General features: G+C 36.9%; 18 protein-coding genes. 13 read left to right on the plus strand and 5 right to left on the minus strand.

The window, feature by feature from the left end; all coding sequences use genetic code 11:
• Positions 1 to 313: 313 nt before the first annotated feature.
• Complete coding sequence (locus tag EXE29_RS15295; RefSeq protein WP_005028640.1) at positions 314 to 1,150, plus strand: ParA family protein; 837 nt, start codon at positions 314 to 316, stop codon at positions 1,148 to 1,150.
• A gap of 9 nt (positions 1,151 to 1,159) precedes the next feature.
• A complete protein-coding gene (locus EXE29_RS15300) occupies positions 1,160 to 2,221 on the plus strand; it encodes a ParB/RepB/Spo0J family partition protein (protein ID WP_024160785.1) in 1,062 nt (353 codons plus the stop codon).
• Between the two features lie 45 nt (positions 2,222 to 2,266).
• On the opposite strand, the gene EXE29_RS15305 is transcribed toward EXE29_RS15300, so the two are convergent.
• From EXE29_RS15305 to EXE29_RS15330, 5 genes are all read right to left on the minus strand, one after another.
• Complete coding sequence (locus tag EXE29_RS15305; RefSeq protein WP_024160786.1) at positions 2,267 to 3,094, minus strand: hypothetical protein; 828 nt, start codon at positions 3,092 to 3,094, stop codon at positions 2,267 to 2,269.
• Positions 3,091 to 4,197, minus strand: a complete 1,107-nt coding sequence (locus EXE29_RS15310) for a ParM/StbA family protein (protein WP_024160787.1) — start codon at positions 4,195 to 4,197, stop codon at positions 3,091 to 3,093. Before EXE29_RS15310 ends, EXE29_RS15305 begins: the two co-directional genes overlap by 4 nt.
• Positions 4,198 to 4,502: 305 nt before the next feature.
• The gene (locus tag EXE29_RS15320; protein WP_024160788.1) at positions 4,503 to 5,798 is read right to left on the minus strand and encodes an ATPase, T2SS/T4P/T4SS family; all 1,296 of its coding nucleotides are present in this window, start codon (positions 5,796 to 5,798) and stop codon (positions 4,503 to 4,505) included.
• A gap of 27 nt (positions 5,799 to 5,825) precedes the next feature.
• Entirely contained in the window at positions 5,826 to 6,635 is an 810-nt protein-coding gene (locus EXE29_RS15325; protein WP_024160789.1) for a type IV secretory system conjugative DNA transfer family protein, read from the minus strand.
• 37 nt (positions 6,636 to 6,672) lie between these two features.
• A complete protein-coding gene (locus EXE29_RS15330; RefSeq protein WP_024160790.1) occupies positions 6,673 to 7,119 on the minus strand; it encodes a DotD/TraH family lipoprotein in 447 nt (148 codons plus the stop codon).
• Positions 7,120 to 8,206: 1,087 nt separating this feature from the next.
• Here EXE29_RS15330 and EXE29_RS15335 point away from each other — a divergent pair.
• From EXE29_RS15335 to EXE29_RS15385, 11 genes are all read left to right on the plus strand, one after another.
• A complete protein-coding gene (locus EXE29_RS15335) occupies positions 8,207 to 9,427 on the plus strand; it encodes a hypothetical protein (protein WP_228198721.1) in 1,221 nt (406 codons plus the stop codon).
• On the plus strand, positions 9,428 to 9,715 hold the full coding sequence (locus EXE29_RS15340; RefSeq protein ID WP_024160792.1) for a hypothetical protein: 288 nt from the start codon (positions 9,428 to 9,430) through the stop codon (positions 9,713 to 9,715).
• A 133-nt stretch (positions 9,716 to 9,848) separates the two neighbouring features.
• The gene (locus EXE29_RS15345) at positions 9,849 to 10,409 is read left to right on the plus strand and encodes a DotI/IcmL family type IV secretion protein (RefSeq protein ID WP_228134816.1); all 561 of its coding nucleotides are present in this window, start codon (positions 9,849 to 9,851) and stop codon (positions 10,407 to 10,409) included.
• 13 nt (positions 10,410 to 10,422) lie between these two features.
• On the plus strand, positions 10,423 to 11,370 hold the full coding sequence (locus EXE29_RS15350) for a DotH/IcmK family type IV secretion protein (RefSeq protein ID WP_005005900.1): 948 nt from the start codon (positions 10,423 to 10,425) through the stop codon (positions 11,368 to 11,370).
• 21 nt (positions 11,371 to 11,391) lie between these two features.
• Positions 11,392 to 12,903, plus strand: coding sequence for a DotG/IcmE/VirB10 family type IV secretion system protein (locus tag EXE29_RS15355; protein ID WP_120364227.1), 1,512 nt, complete (start codon positions 11,392 to 11,394; stop codon positions 12,901 to 12,903).
• A 5-nt stretch (positions 12,904 to 12,908) separates the two neighbouring features.
• Positions 12,909 to 13,790 (plus strand): hypothetical protein, encoded by an 882-nt coding sequence (locus EXE29_RS15360; RefSeq protein ID WP_024160794.1) that lies wholly within the window; start codon positions 12,909 to 12,911, stop codon positions 13,788 to 13,790.
• A 10-nt stretch (positions 13,791 to 13,800) separates the two neighbouring features.
• A complete protein-coding gene (locus EXE29_RS15365) occupies positions 13,801 to 14,376 on the plus strand; it encodes a hypothetical protein (RefSeq protein ID WP_005005910.1) in 576 nt (191 codons plus the stop codon).
• A 167-nt stretch (positions 14,377 to 14,543) separates the two neighbouring features.
• Entirely contained in the window at positions 14,544 to 14,957 is a 414-nt protein-coding gene (locus tag EXE29_RS15370; RefSeq protein ID WP_024160796.1) for a hypothetical protein, read from the plus strand.
• A gap of 110 nt (positions 14,958 to 15,067) precedes the next feature.
• A complete protein-coding gene (locus EXE29_RS15375) occupies positions 15,068 to 15,955 on the plus strand; it encodes an HNH endonuclease signature motif containing protein (RefSeq protein WP_024160797.1) in 888 nt (295 codons plus the stop codon).
• Between the two features lie 10 nt (positions 15,956 to 15,965).
• Entirely contained in the window at positions 15,966 to 17,168 is a 1,203-nt protein-coding gene (locus EXE29_RS15380) for a hypothetical protein (protein WP_120364226.1), read from the plus strand.
• A gap of 57 nt (positions 17,169 to 17,225) precedes the next feature.
• A complete protein-coding gene (locus EXE29_RS15385) occupies positions 17,226 to 20,408 on the plus strand; it encodes a putative type IV secretion/conjugal transfer ATPase (RefSeq protein WP_120364225.1) in 3,183 nt (1,060 codons plus the stop codon).
• Positions 20,409 to 20,514 lie beyond the last annotated feature (106 nt).

Raw genomic sequence — 20,514 nt, forward strand, 5'->3', positions numbered from 1 at the left:
ATTAAAAATCGAAAGCTGTTGTCAGTCTGATAATGAAAAAATCCACGATTAAAAATCTAAAGCTGTTATCAGTCTGATAATGTAAAAAACCACGCCAAGGGATCTAAAGCTGTTATCAGTCTGATAATGAAAAAATCCACGCCAAGGAATCTAAAGCTGTTATCAGTCTGATAATGAAAAACACATAAGATATGGACACATGTTAGGCATATAGATTGAAAAAGTTGAAATATATTAAAAATAAAGTGAAAAAGTATTTTAAATATTTTTCAAATATTGTATTGTTTGACTTTACTTGAAAGGTGATTGAAAAATGGAAAAGAACTCAGGAAAAACTTATATTTGTACAAGCATCCACTTTAAAGGTGGTGTGGGCAAAACAACATCTACGGTGAATTGTGCTGCTAAGCTTGGAAAATTAGGTTATACGGTTTTAGTAATCGACTTAGATAGCCAACGTAATGCAACAAAACATATTTCAAATGTTCCAGATATTAACGATATAGATGGCACTCTAAAAGATATTTTTGAAAACTATAAAACAATTAACATTCACGATGTTATACAAGGTCCAGATAAAACCAACTTTGAAAATGTGTCTTTGATTGCTTGTGCTAATAACATTCGTGATGTTGAAATCAATATTCAGCGTTCTAGTCCAGTTCCTAATGAAATTATTAGAAGTGTATTAAGAAAGATAAAAGGGGATTTCGACTTTATTTTGTTAGATTGTCCACCGCGAATGGAAACTCTAACTTTTAATGCTTTGTTAGCATCAAACAGTTTATTAATTCCATTACAGGGTGAATACAGTATTCAGGGTTTGGAAGATATACTTAACTCTATGGATGACTTAGAGACAAGCAATCCAGATTTAAAAATTCTATCGCCAGTACTAAACTTTTATAACAAGCGTAATACAGTGGATCTTACCTTGGCTGAAGATATTCGCAATGAATATGCTCAACCAAAATTGCAAGAAAAACTGGTAAATAAGGAATTAATCTGTATTCCAAATGCTACGGTTTTTAGTCAAGCATCATATGTTAAGTGTTCCGTATTTGATCTGGATGCTGGAAAAGAAACACCAGCAAAACAAGCAATTAATCAACTTGTAGATCTAATGGTTTCTGAATACAAAAAATTATAAGGTGCTGATATGAACTTTAAAGATAAAGTAAAAAGCATGAAAAAAACATCTGTTGCTAATGCAACAGGGAGTGATGCTCAAGTTACTGATGTAAAAGAAAATACAGCGACTCCAACCATAGAAGAGGGGAGTCTTAACCCACTAGCTAAGCGAGAAACAAAAAATATTGTTAGCGGATCTCATTTAGAATCAATCGACATTGATTTAATTGATCCATCACCTTATCAACCACGTATCATGAATAAACGTGTATATGAGAAGTTGCCAATTTTGGCTGCTGATATAGAAACTAATGGACAAATTAACCCGATTACAGTTCGACAGAAGGGTAATCGTTACGAGTTAATTGCTGGTGAGAGACGTTTTAGAGCAATTAAAGAGATTTTAAAGCTCAAGAGAATTACTGCTTTAGTTAAAACATCTATGAATGATGATAAAGCTGCTATAACAGCTTTATTGGATAATACTGCTAGACAAAATCTTTCAGATTTTGAAAGCATATTAAAAATCAAGCAATTATGTGAAGAGTTTGGTTATCCTTTTGAAAGTTATGAATTTGTTACTGAAAAATTTGCGATTGATAAGTCGAAGTATTTCCGTCTCAAATATATTCTAGACTTACCTGAGTTCATTTTGGACTCTTTGAACGAAGATCCTGAGCTAATTTCTGGATATATTGCTCAAGAAGTGAATACCGCAATAAATAAAGCTTTAGAAACTAAAACTGAAAAAGCAATTTTCGACTTGTTAAGACCAGAATGGGATAAATACGTTGAAGAATTTAAATCCACGGGCAAGCGTCATAAAGGATTTATAGCTATTTTGAGTGAAGAAGAAAAAGCAAATAAGGCGACTAAGCCTGAAAAAACTGAAGAAGCTACTACTGAAGAACAACCGAGTAAGATTAAATTCGATTTTAAGACAGATAAGGGCGTTAAATTTGGTTCTATGAGTTCTGAATGTGGTACCAAAGGTAAGAGTGTACTTAAGTTGCGAGTAGCCTTGGATGCAGATATTACAGAAGAGAAAGCTAGAAAAATTGAAGAGTTTTTTAAGAGCTTGAATGATTGAAGTTTCAAAACTTTGAATGAAAAAAACCGGCATTGCCGGTTTTTTTTATAATAGATCTGGATTAAAAGTCTGGTTCAGCCAATCCGAACTACTTGGATTGGTTACTGGTTTTGATTCAGATACGTTTTGACTTGGTTTAGCATTGTTAATTTCGGACGTTTCGGTATTTTGAGATGTTTCAACGGTAGGGGAGTGGTCCTGAATGTTTTTATGTTCAGTATGTTTAGCTTCCTTTATCTTAACTGCTTTTTGAACAGGAACCTCCTTGCTCTTGATAGAATTAGTTACGGGCTTTTTAGGTGATTGTTCAATTTGCTCCTTACTACTTTCTGGTATTTGTATGGATATATGATCAAGATACTTTTTTTCAAGATATTCAATATCGTACACATAGTAAGCAGTATTAAACTTGGTGTATGTTTCAACACAAGTACTTAAGCCAAACCTTAATAGGAAAGAATTGACAGAATATAGGCTTGCCATATCCTCATTAACTTCATACAACTTATAAAGGTATGAAAGCTCAATTAGAACCGCTATACCAGCATGTAAAACAGCAGTTATGTAATTTCTACGAAGCTTTCCTTGAGGATGTTTTTTAATTGAATTAAATAGTTTTTGATTTGCATTTTTATCTATTTTCATTCGTACAGGCTGTGCAAACGTCTCGTCTATTTCATTTTGCACTGGCGCATTTAGAAAAATCTTCTGCTTGTCAGTACAAAAGATAAATCCTAAATACAGCAGACTTAAACTAAAAGCGTTTAAGTCTAGACCTGGTAGATTTCTATTAACATTACTAATCACATCAAGATCTTCTCTTGTTAAGTGAATTAATTGATAGGATAGTTGTATGTAGTTTGAATCTGTCATTTGATTTCTGCGTACATTTTATACATGTATTTAGCTAACTTATATAAACCTTTAGCATTGGCGTACTCTGGTGATTCAGCGATTCTTACGTTCGGTAAGTCGTACTTTTCTTTAATCTCTTTTTCAAGAAAAGCTGCACCGCCTCCACAAAATAATACTAATGCTAAATCATCGCCTCCACCGATCTGTTTAGAGATAAAGTTATTTAATTCGATCATGAATTCGTTTTTAGCTTGCTGAATTAAACCTGTAATATCTTTGGCTTGAGATCCTATACCATAAGTTCCAGATTTTAGTGCGAAATCTAGCCAGTTAGCGTTAACTGTTTTATAGCCAGATTCAAGAATTAAGCTAGTGATTCGTTCATAGATGGTAAGAATACCAAGGTTACGTGATGTAGAACGATGGCCATCAAGCATGTTTCCTCCATCTAATGTGACTACAATATCAGTGGTTTTACCGCCAATATCGATTACAGCACATTCAGAACTTATTAAAAGATCACTATCTTCTGAACCGTTTCCGTGTACATCAATAATCTCATTAAAATAAGCTGTTTGAGCTTCACATTTAACAATATGTCTTTTAATGATATTAAGCGGTTTACCAGCTTTATGATCTTTTAAGTTGAAGCAAACATCACCATTGAGTAGAAAATTAGTTTTCATATCAATAAGTGGCATGTTTTTGGTTTTTTCAGGTGTGTAATAGCGACTAACAGGAAGTGAAGTAGCGATTGCAAACGCTCTACCATCATATGTTCCGATATGGTCAATATAGGCCTTAATTGCCTGGTGTATTAGTGCCTTGTTATATTCAGATGTCGGGTATTCGTCTGTTCTGGTATCCAGAGGAACACTACTATTGATCTTCTTACCAACTGTATAAAAGTTTTCATTAACTTTAACCACATAATAGTCAGTAGAATCCTCTTCGCCAGTGAGGACTTTTCCTGAATAAGCAATACTAGGAATAGTCAGTTTGATTTCATTTCCATCTTGATCTAGACCAGCATAAAGCTTTGTACCGCCATGTCCATCATCAATACCTAGAACAATATAACGTTCTTCAATCGCTGGTTTTTCATTTTGAGTATTTTTCATAAGTTTACCTTTCAATTTTTCAAGATTTACAACGAGTAACGTCTTCTACCGCGTCTAGTGTATTTATTGCCCCCAAAAACTAAGCGTCTAAGAGCAGAGGGGATATAGCTGTATTTGTATTTAAATACTTTTTCAATAACCAATGTTGCTACTATCAAGCCGATGAAAAGCATAAGTTTGAACAAGGAAAACTTAATAACAACAGCTAGAAAAGGTATAAACAAATATCCGTTTAAACCGCCCCATAGGATTAGATTTAATCTAAATTGCGACCAGTGTGCATATTGATCATCCATATTCGCCTCTTAATAAATCAGTTTGTAATAGTAGTCTTCATGCAAACGACCAGCTTTGAGTAGATCGTCAGCTTGTTTCCTGAAACTCTTACTGATGTTTGGATCTGAACCATCAGAATTAATCATTAACTCTCGAATAAACTTCTGTTGAGCATGAATATCATCAATTAAAAGCAATTCTTCTTTCAGTTGAGGTGATAAAATTAAGTGTTCCCTTACAGCAAATACCTTGCCGTTCACATCTTTAACAAGACGTTGAGCAATCAATGTATAAACTGAACCAATAATGTCAGCTGCAGCCTGAAGATGTTCTTCATGCTTAAAGCGCTTCAACATACGTGGAATAATTTTGTCTACGGTGGTTGCGTGAACCGTTGCAAAAACAGGGTGGCCAGTTAAAGAAAGTTCTAGAGCTGCAGAAATTGTTTCTTTATCTCGCAATTCACCGATTTCAACTGCAGCAGGACGTCTACGCATCGCCTCTCTATTTGCATCCGCAAAAGTCTCGAAGTTATTGGGGATTTCGCTTTGACTAACAATACTGTGTGTGCTTTCAATTGCGTCATACTCGTATTCGATAGGCTCGTTGTGAGTCAAAATATTTCCACGAATATGAGTATTATTTTCCAACACATAGCGAATATTTGAAGCTAGTGTTGTACTTTTACCAGAACCAGTGATTCCGCCAATGATGTAGCAACCATTGTGAGGTAGCGATCTTTTAATGAAATCTTCATCTAAACCCACTTTTGAAAAGTGAGGGGGAATGCCAGAAATTGTACGTAACGTTATCTGAAAAGAATCTCCAGATCCACGATACGAAGTTCGAGATACGTTCACACGAAAGTTATAACGAGTTTCCTTACCTGAAGCGTCTTTCTGCAGAATACGATATGCCTTATTAATAAACTTATTATTAATAAGGACTAAGTAGGCATTTTCATCAGCAATCGTTCTTAGGATGTGTAGAGCTTCATCACGATTGATAATACGGTGTGTTAACGAATATAACTCCAAGTCTTTCATCATTGTGATGGGGCGATCTGGACTAATGAAAATATCTGAAGCACCATGAGCTAATGCTTCATATAGAAGACTTTCAAATTCATCGCGACTTTTAAACCCTTGTTTCGGATCTTTGTATGTCGTTATGGCTGTTAATGTAGCCAAACCAAAACCACGGCTAGAATCGTAGTCTTTGCGAATGTCTTTGGTAGCTGTCAGAATCTTATTTTCAGATCCTTTAATCTTGTTAACATCAAATAATGCAGATTTTGCTTTTAATGTCGAAACCTTCATTTGCATTTAAAACTTCCAATTGAGTTAGCGAACTTAAGGTTCGCTAACAAGGTTAATTTTTGGAATTTGATAGCTAGGTGCAATTTGTTCAGGTTGGAGAATTGGTTTCCAAGTTTCAATATTTGAATTGAACTGCGGTAATTGTTGGATTTGAAGCAATTTCATATCAAGAGCAATAGTGTCTTGTGTAGAAGAAACAGCCAGTGATTGACTGCTAATTGCTGGCATTGATAACTTGCCCTCTAAAACAAACTTATGGAAAGTAACCATCCCCAAATAATCTCGTTTAAGACGATCTACTGCATCTTCAACAATATTTCGGCCCTCAACTAAACCCATTTCATAAGACTTAGCAGCAGTCTCTTTCCATATTTTTCGTTCTTGTTCGTTAGCTGGTAACATTTCTTTCGGAATGAAAGTCACGTAATCAACATTGCTATCAAGTGTAGGGAAAACAAGGTACTGACGCCAATCAGGTGCACGAGTACTGAAACGAGCTTGTTTCAAGATTTTATAAGTCTGCTTAGTCGTCTTGTACGACATGGCATTAGGTGTCTCAGTTACATCTTTTGATTCAATAATAACCGGGGGAACAACAACATCTTTGATCATGTAAGGTTTAAAGTTAAAGATTGTATCAAGGTTACGCTCTTGGCTTTTGATGACCTCACGAGCGTTGCTTAAATAAGTATTGATCCCTAACTTAATACCTTTTTGCTTAACTAATTCAAGCATGGCTTCATAACGAGCTTGCTGTTCAACATTACTAACATGAACTTCTAAAGAAGACTGGTTAGATGGGTTTAGTAGCTCTTGTAATGAAGCATTATTAGAGTAGTCCATAAAAACTCCAGATATGTATAAAAGGATTTAAAGGGTATTAGTTATAAGTCAATAAAATACTTTTATTTTGATGATCTAGAGTTATCGAAGCAGTATTTAAATATGCAGAAACATCGCGTAAAGCTTCTACACCAGTAAGACGCTTTTTATTAAAATTAACAATTGGAAGCTCATGAGTAGGACCAGCTTCTACAAAACGGTATCCGTATTGGCTAGAAATACTTTTAATTAAAGGTATTGGATCGCCTATGTAGTCGATATTTAAAAGGTCATGGTTGATGCTACCTTGTTTCTTCTGAACAGTTTGCATTTGAATTGCAGAAGAGTTCTTTAAGTTCTGTTGTGCAATTAAAGCCTCTTGAGATGCTTCAGATATAATAGATAAAGGGCTTGCTACGTTTAATTGCGTTACATCACGACTAGCACACCCAGACATCATTAAACCAATTACAAGAACGCTTAAAAGCTTTTTATTGTGCTTCATTTTTACTCCGGATTAAGTGGGTATAAAGACAAAATGATTTTAGTCTAAAAACTATTAAAATGCACTTTATTAATTATAAAAAATCCCTTAAAAGGTATAAAGCCGACTTTTAGGCACTCGCTTAAACCTAATTTATAAGCTTTAACGTATATCTAAGGGCGTTCTTCAGGCAGTCGTACCTGGCCTAAACAAGACAAATCTGTAAAAAATACTCTTTTTAAGTGCATTGTCTGTCCAAAACAATGCTTTTTTTTAGTAGTACCTATCTGAAATGGAAATACAACGTACTTTTTTCAATCAATTATAGAGAGTAAATGAGCTCTTATAGTTTGCTAGACGTCTTTTATATTCCTTTATAGTCTTATTCTTTCTTTTTATTATCTTTTCTATTCTTTTTTGTTCTTTTTTTAGAATATAATTTATACAGAAAATAACAAAGTACATTTATTCTTTTTTTAATTAAAATATTATTAATACTGTAATTTATATTTTACAGTATAGAAGTATATTAATAAAGATGTTAATATGCTTTTTTTAATTAATATTAAAAATATTATTGGTGATAATGCAATTTATTTATAAGCCAGCTTCTTTAATATTAAATAAATTGATAAAAACTGTTTGAAGAAAAAATGCATCTTGGTATATACCATTCCTAATTTAAAAGTTTAAAGACATTAAAGCTGCTACTTATAAAAACCTATCTTATGGTTTAGTGCTGTGCATCTTAAATATAAAGATTTGACACCTTAAACACCAATTAAACTGCAATAATGATAGGCTTAGAGTCGTATTTTTCCCTAAAAATTTAAGGCATCGCAACTGGCAAAAGACTATTGAAACTATGCATATCAAGCACTTCACTGTAAAAAAGGACCACTGTGTTTTTATGATTTCTCAACTTCATTTTTTTGATTTTTCCACTGTACTAACAAGAGAGGAGTCAAAAAAGACATTCGCATTTATTGGGCTTAAAAGTGAAAAACATTTTGCTTAAAGTGAAAAACGTTTTAACGAGTACTTTTAGAAAGGTGTTTAACGTTGTAGTATGTGCTCATGTTTTGCATGTGGATAAAGGGTGGTAGTGGTGAGCAGTTTTGAGAATCCTAATAGCTATCCAAAGACATTAAAAGAATACACAAGTCGTATAGAAGATTTTCCGTATTCTACTAAGACCAAATATGATATTGAGCTTAAGCAAAAAATTGATAAACATTTAGATAGTTCAGAGCTAGATTTAAAAATGTTATATGAAAACATATATTCTGAATTTAAAACTAAATCTGAAAATGGTTATTACGCGGAATCTACATTTAGAACATATCGTGCATATTTAGTGTATGGAATCGGTCTAAAGCTTAATGAGCTAAATAATGGCTCTATTAATGATGAAGATATAGATGCTGGTTTTGATGAATATTTTTTAGAAGAATTATATTTAAGAATCATTAACACAAAATATACAGCTAATAAGGACAAACCTAAGCGTACTTCTGAGCTGAAAACAAAGTACTTTGAACGCACGTTTTACAACTACTTGGTAAGAGAATTCGAGCATAAGAACGAGAGTAACACCAGGGTTAGTGAGTTTGATCGGATGATGGTTGCTTTTGTTGATGCCAATCTTGTTGTTGGATTGCGTCCTGTTGAGTGGTTTTCCGTTTCATTCTGTTGTGCAGTAAAAGGACCAAAACTGATCATGATTGTGGAAAATGGCAAGGCTACACATGGTCGGGCTAATGGACTTAAAAGGTATTTAATACTTGATGACCTTAAACATGAAGATCAAGAAAAGATATACCTTTATTGGAACTTGCTAAATAGGTATGTGAGAAAGGTATCTAGTTTAAATAAAACTAGTGGCTATACCTTTGGATGGGATGAAAAACAGACTTTTATTAAAATACTGCAAGAGCGTTTACGTTTAAGTTATATCAATTACTTTAAGCTTAGAGGCAAGGTTTTAACTAATGAAGATCAACGACCTACTTTATACAGTACAAGGCATCAATGTATTGCAAATGCTAAGGTAAAGGGTATTGATAAGTTTGTGATAGCTGGTGCTTTTGGACATGCTGGTAAAGATACTTCTTCTAACTTTTATGGGCGAAAGTGGAGAGGCCATAGTGGTTTTAGTATAAAGCCTACTTTAGATTCTATTGAAAACGTTAATGGTAGCCATGAATTTGTTAAAACACTTTTAGCTAATAACCTAGATACCTTTTATTATTTTGATCTTAATATAGCAAATGAGTTTAATACCGACTATTATAAGGACGAATTAAAGTCGGGTTTAGTGATTGACTAAATGGATAACTCTAAAACTAATTTGACTACTTCAACATGGGGTTCTCCTTACGCTGAAGTATCAATAATAGGTAAAAGAAAATACGCAAGGCTTTTAAGAGTGTTGGTTAGTACGTTTGCCTCATTGTGCATTTTAACCGTTTTAACAACGCTTAGTTTTGTAGCTTTTAAACTCACCACAACAGATTTTGAATCTTTGGTTTTTGATGACGGCACACCAGTTAAGTGTGTGCTTAGCTCTAAATCAGATCGTCCAATTCCATCTGTTATATATCAGCCAGCGAAATAGGAGTGCTGTTGTGTCTAAAGACAAATCTAATGAAAACGCTGAAATAGGTTCTTGTGATCCTAGTCTTTGGCTCAGAAAACAGGTGGATGAAAAAGATAAGGAGATTGCAAAGTTAAGACGATGGCTTGTTTTCGTGTTTTTCGCTTTTATCGTGAGTGCTGTTCTTGCGATGATTATTTTTGCTGCCTTTAATGCATACCCAAAAGTCAAAGCTGTTCAAACAGTAGATAACTCGGTTATCTGTCCAATCGAAGCATCAAAAAACCCTCGCGTTACTGACGTTGTTATTTCTGAATTCGGTAAGAGTGCAATTCTTTCTGTCTACAACTTTGATTTCTTGAACTGGCGTGACGTTATTAACAATGCTGGTTCAATGTATTTCACTGAGGGCGGTAAAGATTCATTGATGAAGCAAATCGCTCAATCACAAACAGTTGGCACAATCGTACAAAACAACCTAACGATGCGAACTACTGCTACTGATGTTCCACAAATCGAAAACCGTGATTTACATGCTGCAGAACCTAGTTGGACTGTTCGTGTTCCTATCACTACTCAATTCTTCTTAGGTGACAAACAACCTAAAGAGACTCACCGCTTCATTGCGACAGTTACTATTGTTGAGCATCCACGTTCTTATCTGAACTACAACGGTATTGCTGTTAAGACAATTACGTTAACTCCAGCGCGTTAATTGGATGATACTTATGAAATTGAAAAAATTATCTTTGGCTCTTTTTGCTTCTACTGCATTAACTACAATAGTTAATGCTGCTGATATGCCTCCGAATACTTTTGCGGATGCTCAATCTCCTTTGGTTGCACCTGAGGTAGTTGATACAGCATCGGAAATTGACAGACAGGTTCACAATCTTGTTGGTTTGCAGTTCACACCTGAGCAAACAAAAATAGTTAAAGGACTTTTGTTGCAACAAAAACGAAGCCTTTCTAGTCCTTATGTAAATACGCCACAAGCGAAAACCCGTAGTTTGGGTATTTCATTAAACCCTGGTGAGGAACCGCCAGTAATTCGTTTAAGCGCTGGCATGCTATCTACTATTGTCTTTACCGATTCTTCAGGAAATCCATGGAACATTGAAAAGATTTCTTTGGACCGTGGACGTTTCTCAGATGGCTTAGGTGAGCAAAACGAAAAAGAGCCAGACGAAATCCCTGAAACTAACATCCTTTCAATCGAACCATTAGATCCAGCTGCTTTCGGAAACGTAACGGTCACATTAAAGGGATTGGGTGCTCCAGTAATTTTGATGTTAGCTACTGGCCAACGTGATTTAGATGTTCGTGTAGACGCACGTATACCTGGTCGAAGCCCAACAGCCAAAGCTATGTATTCAACAGGCAATCAAACATCGATTATTCCAGATGGTGTGAGTTTGCAATTTATGGATGGCTTAGCGCCTGAGGGTGCTGTTGAAATGCGAACCGATAGTCCTAATGTCCGTGCTTGGAAGTTTGGTGGCTATATATATGTGCGTAGTAACTTTGGTGTTATTCAACCAGCCTTTTTGAGTTCTTTCCGCGCTAACAACGGTATGAAGATCTTCCGTTATGAAGATTCTGAAGATCTGAAGTACATCACATTTTCAACGACTGGCGGTACACCTAAAACTGTTTACCTCGAAGACGCATTTTAAGTCATTAAGTGAGAATTAAAAATGGATTCAACGAACCAACAAAATAACCCGAATGACATTGAAGAGAATTCTAGTCGTAGCACTGAAGTAGGTACTACCGATGAAACTATTATTTCTGCAAACCAAGTTCATTCAGAAGAAGACCAACCTAAAAAACTGAAAAATACAAGTATTAAAACTGCTAACAAAAAACGTGTTTTTGCAGATACGCGCTTTCGCGTTGTTGCAATTATTGGTTTGGTAGTAGTTGGTGGATTAGGCTTTTTTATGTTTAACCCAATGGGGAAAAGTGACCAACTAGCTTTAGATAATCAGGTTGCTATTGCTACACCAGAAATCCAAGGACAGGGTACAAATGTTATCCCTCCTGAATATGTAGAATATGAACGTCAAAAACAAGCTGAAGAAGCTGCTCGAGCTGGCAAAAATGGTGAAAGCTATTTGCCCGAATTTAAAACAGTTGCAACACAAGATCCAAACGGCGATCTGAACGATCAGAATTTTATTATAGGTCCAAATGGGCAACCTGTAAACGGTTCTGCAACAGGTGGTACACCAAATATTACGCTTGAACTTGACCAGATGGCCAGAGCTAATATGGCAAATCAAGGTGGTGCATTACCTCAACCAACTAGCGGTGGTCTACCACAACAACCACAAACACAAAACGGTGCTAATCAAAACGCACCGATTTATCAAACTAACTACGCGCAACAATATGAACATGCTTCATCTGCTGCTAATGATGTTGCTAGTGTATATAGCCAACAAGCAGCTGCTTATGCAGAACGTAATGCTGCAACGCGTGAATTAAGTCAAACTGCTTTTGTTGATCAACTTGCTGCGTTTTCTAATACAAAGAACAAGGTCAACGGATATTCAACATATAAATATTCACACAACACTAAAGCATCGGAAGGGCAACAAAACCTTGGAAGCTTGAACGTTGCGAATACGACTAGCGAATCTACTAAAGGACTAGCAATCATTAAAGCTGGTACAACAATGAAAGCGCGTTTAGATACAGGTGTGAATACTGATAAAGGTAAAAACCTATTTGCTACTGTTATTGGCGGTAAATTTAACGGCGCAAAACTTATTGGTACTGTTGGTCTGAATACTGCGGATATTGAATTTAACTTTACCCGTATGTTGTTTAAGGGCGAAGAGTATGCAATCCAAGTACGAGCTTTAACTCTTGGAACAAAACAATCGGGCATGGCTGATAAAGTCCAAAAACACACTTTGCAAAAGCTTGGCGGTATGGTTACTGCTGGAATCTTTGAGGGTTACGGACAAGCCTATCAAAACATTGGTACAACCCAAATCACAAATACTGGCAATGTTGTAAGCACGAAGGAAGAGCCAAACGATAAAGAAATTGCCGGGAACATCATTGGTAACGTTGGTACGGAAATGGCGAACATGGCACGTACATCAACAGTTCGACCAACTACGTATATCGTTAACAGCGGAAAAGTATTTGAAGTCTTTTTTGATGCTGACGTAACAACACCGAAAAATAAGGGGTAAGCGAAATGTCTGATAATCAAATGACTGCTGAACAGGCAAAGAAAAATCTAAAAGATGCTGAAGGCAAACCCCAAAAAGGCGAAGGTAGTGCGAAGGGTGGTATTCCTCCAAAACTTCTTATTGTTATTGGTGTTATTGCCTTAATTATGATTGGTACTTTCTTTTGGATACAAATGAGTAAACCAAAAGACGTCAGCACGGCAGTTGCTCCAGAACAAACACCAGAATCCATTGATACTGTTGGTCAAGGCATTCAACAAACACAAGCAACATACAACCAAAATCAACAACCTTTAAAGGACAATAGTATTGCTGATGATACGGCGTTCATTGTTGATGAAAATATTGTGTTTAAAGATCCTACCACTGGTCAATACATGATTATGTACAAATCCATGTCGTATCCGATTGATTCTGATCTAGGAATAGAGGCAGTTAACTTCTATCAAAGTCAGGGTACGAATGCACTTATTTTATTACAACGTTTGAAAGAAAAAGAGCAAGCGCATGGGCAAGTACAAAACGGCGAACAAACTGCAGTTGCTCAATCAGAAACCATAATCAAAAATGAACAACTGAAAGCTGAAAATGACGATCTTAAAAACCTTGTTGAATTGCAAGAACAGGCAATTAAGGAATTAAAGACTAGTTTAATCAAAATAGCTAAAGACCAGACTAAGCAAAAGGCTTTAAGTACATCGGGATCTAAAACCTTATCAATTCCAAAAGGTGCAAAACGCTTGGATGCTTTTGCGGTTGTAGGCGATCGCGCTTGGATGACAGATTCTCAAAACCATACATATACAGTCTATGTAGGTCAGAAGATGCCAGACAATCGCACGGTCTATGCTGTTGACGAAAACGAACAAGCCATTTGGGTGAAATAAGGAAAATAGCGTGGATGCATTAGATATAGTTAAAGCGATATTAAACATATACGGTCCACTACTAAGCTTTATACGCATTTGCTTTGTTGTAACGGGGTTGGTGATTACTGGCACGGCGCTTTTTGACTTAGTGCAAGCATCATCACCTCAACAAAAGTTCTTTGGTCATGGAATGAAAGAGCCTACCACTGGTGGGGCATTGTTGAAGATTCTTATCGGTGGTGCTTTTGCATCACTTGGATATGACGGATATATCATTGGTGCACTAGGTTCTTCATTGTTTGGTGGTAATGGCATAGAACTTGTAACGGTACAAAGTTACTTGCCTGATGCTGGTGCTAATGATTTAGGTGCATATATCGTTACGGCGGTTGTAGGTTTTACGCAACTGGTAGGGATTATAGCCGTAGCTCGTGGCTTATATGGTTTTGTAGAGAAAATTGATGCTCAAGGCAATGCGACATACCGCAAAGCATGGGTTTTAATTATAACAGGTGTATTATGCGTATACGTTCAGGACGTACACGATGTCTTTGTTAATACCTTTGGAACACAAATAGGAGGAACCTTTTTTACAATATTTTAAACAATCTTCTTAAAATAGGGTGAGAGTTTCTTAAAAACCTTGTATAAGATATTGAAGATATTTAACGAGAAGTTTAAAATTAAGCAACTTAAAGCAATAGGGTTTTAAGAATGTTTAATTACAGTGCGGAGATTAGCTCCCGTATATTAAATAAAAGGAAAATGACAATGGTATCATTAGTAAAACACTCAGTTCGCACTGTAAAAGCGACTGCATTCCGCGCAAAAGTAATGTTTTTAGCTTTTGTTTCTGCATTAATGGGTCAAGTTGCATATGCAAACACTGGCACATGGAACCCAGGTGGTACAGCTTACGGAAAACACGCTGCTGGTTCTGATGCGAATGAAATCTTAGGCCGTGGTGAAACATTAGGTCAAAACGTTTATAAATTCTTAATCGTAGTGTTCATGGTGCTTGGTTTAGGCTTAGTTGGTACTGGTTTGTATATGATGTATACATCAGAAGAAGATCAACAAAAGAAAAAGAAAACTGCTTGGATCTGTATTGGTGTGGGTGGTGCGTTATCAATCGTAGGCTTCATCATGTTCTCTGCTGCGAACACTATTACTGGTAAAGCGTAATACAATAATAAATAAGTTTAAAAGCGTGGCTTAGGCTGCGCTTTTTTTATTTTAAAAATAGTATATACATGTTTTAATTAGACCTTACTTAATAGTATTAAGGGGTTTAAGTGAAACATATAAACCGTAAGTTTGGTATTTTAAGACCTATTAACGGCGTAAACGACAAGCAAGAGATACGTCAAGATAAAACTATCCATGATGGTTTTAAAACCAATGAGACAATAAAGCAAATAATGTCTTCACAACCAGCTAAATGCTATTTTTGTGATTTCTATGACGAATACTTTTTAGAGCCACATCACTTAGACGGCGATCATAGCAACCATACGGCTGAGAACATTGTAGCGGTCTGTACGCTATGCCATGCACAAAACCACATCTTTGCACTATCACTGGAAAAGAAAGCTGAAATATGCGTATTGAGTACGAACATACCTCAAGAGATCTTTAATCAATATCAACGTGCATTACTGGTGTTATCGCATAAGTCTGACAACCAAGATCCTGAGCTTGCTAAGTTCGCACGGCGACATCGCCAAAGCTTGCTTGTAGAGCCGTTAAAGCGCCATCAACGCCCTAATCCTACAAAGATGTCTGAAGCAGAATACGCACGTAATATGTTTGAGGATATACAGGCGTTTAATGCGATTAAGACACGAACCCAAACAATTGATACCCAACTGTACTTCACGGACATTAAGTTCAACACAATGGCTGAATATGAAGAAGCCAAGCAAGAAGATATGTTGGTAGCGAACGTTGATTACGTAGACCAGCTCCGCAAGTACAAAGAGTGGTATTTGAATGCCATCAAAGAGAACAAAAACTTTTCTTTGTATCAACTCGCAAAAGCTTTGGAAAAGGTATCAGACGAAGCATACGAGAGCTTTAATCTGCCAAACCACTACATAGTATTTTCCCCGAATATCTTTACTGACGAGCAGTATGAGTACTACCAAACACTAGATGTATTTAAGGGTTTGGGTGATAAGTGAGTTCACATAAATGACAGAATGCTTAGCAGATACCGAATACATAGATATGAGCTTAGAAGACGTTATATCGGGCATAGTGTTACAGCCATTTAAGCCTGACATAGTGAATGATATAGCGGTATTGGATAGCGTATTTGAGACGGACATATTGAATGATGATGAATACTCATTTATTGGTCCATACATCTACAAATATTGGGAACTTGGGATAGATGCACTACCAAAGGAAACGCACGATCAGCTATCGATATTTCGCTTATGCGTTATAGGTACTGAGGCTTTCAACTTCCTGAACGATTTGTATATACCAACGACACGCGACACTGGTCATACATCTAACACGCTAATGCTACTCCATGTTGTACATATAGCGATAGGGAATCAGACAACAACTGGTGAAGACTCAACGGGGCATTTTCAAGATCCACTGATTAAAGCGCTACTGTTGATGAATATCCCCGTTAACAGCGATTGTTTGCTGTTGGATGACACATTGGTACACCTAAACAAAATAACGGCGCTGAGTGGCTTAGACGTTGAAATACAGGTTAAGCAAAGTGTGAGTGTGAAGCATAAGAAATTACTAAGCACCAACTTTGGATTTGACAATCCATTATCAATTATAAGCGTTTTGGAACAAAAGAAACTGTCTGAAGAACTGACACGCTACTTTCCGATGATACATCTACCAACGTCCGTAGAAGATGCGACAAACCAGATAGATACGGGCAACTTAAAAATGAGTTCGCTGCAATCTTTTTGTATATACCAAAACTTAAAGCTATCGGTGTCTAAAGTTTTCCACGAACAGGGCTTATACCAGAACAAAGAGATCTACATAGAGCTTGATAAGGTTCACTTCCAACTTAAAAATACAGGTTCCTTAAACTTCAAGGTGGGTACTTTAGGTGAAAGCCAAGAGGTTTTAGAAACGGCGTTTTGGCAACTGCTTAATAAGGGTTTAGTGTTTGACCTAAATAGTTTTAAGAAGTATGTCGAATTAAAAGAGGATGAAACCGTTAAAACTGATGTATTTAGTAATTCAAAAAATGATAATATCCCTTTTAACAGTACCTACTATGAGCTTTTATTAAGGTTGGTTTTAGATACAAGCTTAAAACCCTCTGTAAAAAGTCTTGAGGTCGCAATTCAAAATAAGGATTTCGACAGTGCGATTAACGTTTTAAGAGAATTACCGTTTTTTAGTGCTTAATGCTTAAAGGCATGTCTAATCAAAGATAGACGTAGAAAGGTGAATAAAGGTGTTTAAATGAGTAAGAAGAAAGCTGAGAAGTCTGGTTATAAAAAGACTGGTTACTCCAAGATTGAAATTATATTGATGTTATTCCTACAAAGCATGAAAGCTGACGTAGAGGATTATTGCGATTTAGAAACAGTATCGGACGAACATACGTTTGTCACAAAAACTGGTACAATGATTACGATCATCGAATACAAGGGGATTAAGAGTTTAATTAGTGGTGATGCATTCAGCCGTCAAATTGGTTTGATGACGAGCAACATGCGTAACTACTTCAAAGACCGTGGACATACGATTCATCTAGCGTTCAAAGTAGACCATGAGACGCCATACGCGATTCATGACTTGAATGCCATGCAAAAGGCGACCACGGCGCGTTGTGCGATGAATCTAGACATCATCATTGATGAAATGACAGAAACCATTTCAGGCGGTGTATTTAACGAAAGCTGTTATATCGCTTTAATCTCTGAGCCAACCTTACTATCGCCAATCGATAAGGCTCAAGACTCAAAAAACCGTAAAAAGCTACTGTCGCAAATTACAATGCCAAGTACGGTCAATGCTCAAGACATGCTTAAATCATCGGACAGCTTATACGTACACCATGAGTCTTTTGTCTCACAATTCTTAAACTCACTCTCAACTGAAGAATTTCCAGCAATCTATGAAGTATTGAATGTTGTTGAAGCTGGTCTAGCGATTAAAAAACAAATTGCCTCACATTCAACTTCAGATGACTTCACCTTGTCTGTGCCGATGCTGAATACACGCTTACCGATGCGTTGGAAAGAAATACCATCAGAACATGATGCGTCACACGTTTTGTATCAACCGATCTCAGAACAACTCATGACGAATGCGATCTTACCTGGTACAAGTCAAGGTTCATTCTATCCAGTGGGAAGTGTTATCACTGACGGCGTTGTATATGCTCCATTGATGGTAGATATATATCCAGCGAAGACGAATACGTTTGAAACGCTATTCCGCTTATTACACCAGGCCAAAACGCACGACACTAGCGGTAACATCCGTTCTATCCCATATGCGGTGAGTTACTGTATTACTGGTGATGGTATGGCTGGAACCATGATGAAACGCACGTTATCAAGCGTTATTCACTTTATGACGGCACAAAACAAAGCCATTCGTAATGCTGGTAACATTTTGATGGCCACTAAAAATGACCTAGATCAAGTAGACACTGTTGCTGGTCTGCAAATGACCATGATGACATGGGCACCAAATACCGAAGATGGTGTAAACATTCTTGTAGGACGGCGCCAAAAGCTTTGGAAGAGTTTTGAAGCGTGGGGCGGTGCAAAAGTCATGGAACAGGCTGGCGATCCTATTTTGACTTGGGCATCACATATACCGGGCTTGATGGTACGTAATCACGCACCTATTTCACCGGCACCGCTGTTTGATGTGTTCTACATGTTACCGCTGACACGTATTAACTCACCATTCCATAAAGGGCATCAGCTCAACAAAACCTTAGACGGTAAACTGATTATTCTTGATTCGTTCTCAAATGAAGTGACTGTATGGACGACTATTAACATTGGTAAACCGGGTACGGGTAAATCGGTCACAATGAACAAAGGCATGCTTGAGGACATCATGATGCCTGGTAACGAGCGTATCCCGTTGACCTATATTGTCGATGTGGGTGAGTCAAGCCGTGGGTTAGTAGAAACAGTGCAAGATTCATTGCCTGAAGAGCTACGTCACTATGCCATCTATAAGCGTATTAAAAACTCAAAAGAAGAAGCGATTAATCCGCTTGAATTCAGTATGGGCTTACGCTACCCGTTAAACTACGAAATGCGTCAAATGACAGCGTTTTTAAGTTCATTGGTAACACCGCCTGAATTGAAAGGGCAACCAGCCAAAAATACTTCTGACGTTATTGGTGCGGTCCTACGCCGTACATTCTATTTTGCTGATGATACGAATGCTGATCATAAAGCACGTAAGTACATGCGCTTTGCAGATCCAGAACTAGATCGCATCATGGAAAAACACGGACTGATTGAGCCACATTCTGAACAAGGTAAGGATATTTCTTATTACGCTCTACGTGACCTTTTCCATTCTTTGAATGAGATCCGTGGACGCACGTTGGCACACCGTTACGCAATGCCGACTATTGGCGATATGATTGAAACCCTTTCTGATTCATCAATTTTAGATGTTTGGAGTGATGTTCATATTGATAATGAACGAGCACTGGACTTTTTGGCGCATCAGATTATGGCTGCACAAAATACCTATCCAGCATTCTTCTATCACACTAACTTTGACATCGGTAACGCTCGTGTAGCTTCTATCGACTTAAACGAAGTTGCGACATCATCAGATCCTAAAACTACATCTCTATTCTTCCAGATTGTACGGATGTTCATTAAGCGTAAGTTCGCCGTGAGCCGTGACGATATTCCAAAATTCCCACAAGCTTATCGTGAATATGCAACCCAACTGATTAATGAGCTTCTTGAAGACCGCAAAATTATGTCTTATGACGAATTGCACGTTGCGAAAGGCGATCCAATCCTATTAGAAGAATTGGCTGAAGACGCACGTACATTGCGTAAATGGGGTGCTCGTCTTAACTTGGCATCACACAAAGTAGAAGACTTTAAAGACTTGGTTGGCTTTGCTACGGCGTATGTGATTGTCGATCCTGGTACACGCGAATCTCGTGAAGCTATTCGTGACAGTATCGGTCTAACTCAACTAGAAATGGATGCGCTTGGTTCAGGTAACGTAGGTTTCTCAGATCAAGGCTTAACGTACTTCAGTAAAATTAAACTCGAAAAAATGGAATGTTCGGGCTTATATACCGTTTCACTTGGTCCAATCCTTTTATGGTCACTCAGTACACATCCCGATGAACGTGCGCTCCGTAACTACACGTATGACCTTATCGGTGAACGTGGTAAGGCGTTGAAGGTCCTTGCACAATTTTACCCAAAAGGTGCGAAGAACCAGATTAAGACACGGCGTACCATGATTGAGAAAAATGCCAAAAATAAAGGCACGGACTTTGACGAAAACAAAGCAACTGCTTCAGTGATTTCTACCATGGCACAAGAGATGGTTGTTGAATATCAACGCTATGAACTTGAGCAAAACATGAAGAAAAAATTACTGAACCAACGTAAGTCTGAAGCTGTTTCTTCTTAACTCCAATCAGCTATATAGATTTGCGTTAATTGGTATATACATTGAAGTGCTTGGATATGGGTAAGGTCGTTAAACAACGACTTTGCCTATTATCTTGAAGATAAAA

This window comes from Acinetobacter sp. WCHAc060006 (genome assembly GCF_004209135.1).
Lineage (GTDB): Bacteria > Pseudomonadota > Gammaproteobacteria > Pseudomonadales > Moraxellaceae > Acinetobacter > Acinetobacter cumulans.

Coding starts and splice junctions, on each gene's coding strand:
- EXE29_RS15360 (WP_024160794.1), top strand. CDS start 12,909: ATGTCTGATAATCAAATGACTGCTGAACAGGCAAAGAAAAATCTAAAA.
- EXE29_RS15355 (WP_120364227.1), top strand. CDS start 11,392: ATGGATTCAACGAACCAACAAAATAACCCGAATGACATTGAAGAGAAT.
- EXE29_RS15320 (WP_024160788.1), bottom strand. CDS start 5,798: ATGCAAATGAAGGTTTCGACATTAAAAGCAAAATCTGCATTATTTGAT.
- EXE29_RS15340 (WP_024160792.1), top strand. CDS start 9,428: ATGGATAACTCTAAAACTAATTTGACTACTTCAACATGGGGTTCTCCT.
- EXE29_RS15295 (WP_005028640.1), top strand. CDS start 314: ATGGAAAAGAACTCAGGAAAAACTTATATTTGTACAAGCATCCACTTT.
- EXE29_RS15330 (WP_024160790.1), bottom strand. CDS start 7,119: ATGAAGCACAATAAAAAGCTTTTAAGCGTTCTTGTAATTGGTTTAATG.
- EXE29_RS15385 (WP_120364225.1), top strand. CDS start 17,226: ATGAGTAAGAAGAAAGCTGAGAAGTCTGGTTATAAAAAGACTGGTTAC.
- EXE29_RS15310 (WP_024160787.1), bottom strand. CDS start 4,197: ATGAAAAATACTCAAAATGAAAAACCAGCGATTGAAGAACGTTATATT.
- EXE29_RS15370 (WP_024160796.1), top strand. CDS start 14,544: ATGGTATCATTAGTAAAACACTCAGTTCGCACTGTAAAAGCGACTGCA.
- EXE29_RS15380 (WP_120364226.1), top strand. CDS start 15,966: ATGACAGAATGCTTAGCAGATACCGAATACATAGATATGAGCTTAGAA.
- EXE29_RS15300 (WP_024160785.1), top strand. CDS start 1,160: ATGAACTTTAAAGATAAAGTAAAAAGCATGAAAAAAACATCTGTTGCT.
- EXE29_RS15350 (WP_005005900.1), top strand. CDS start 10,423: ATGAAATTGAAAAAATTATCTTTGGCTCTTTTTGCTTCTACTGCATTA.
- EXE29_RS15325 (WP_024160789.1), bottom strand. CDS start 6,635: ATGGACTACTCTAATAATGCTTCATTACAAGAGCTACTAAACCCATCT.
- EXE29_RS15305 (WP_024160786.1), bottom strand. CDS start 3,094: ATGACAGATTCAAACTACATACAACTATCCTATCAATTAATTCACTTA.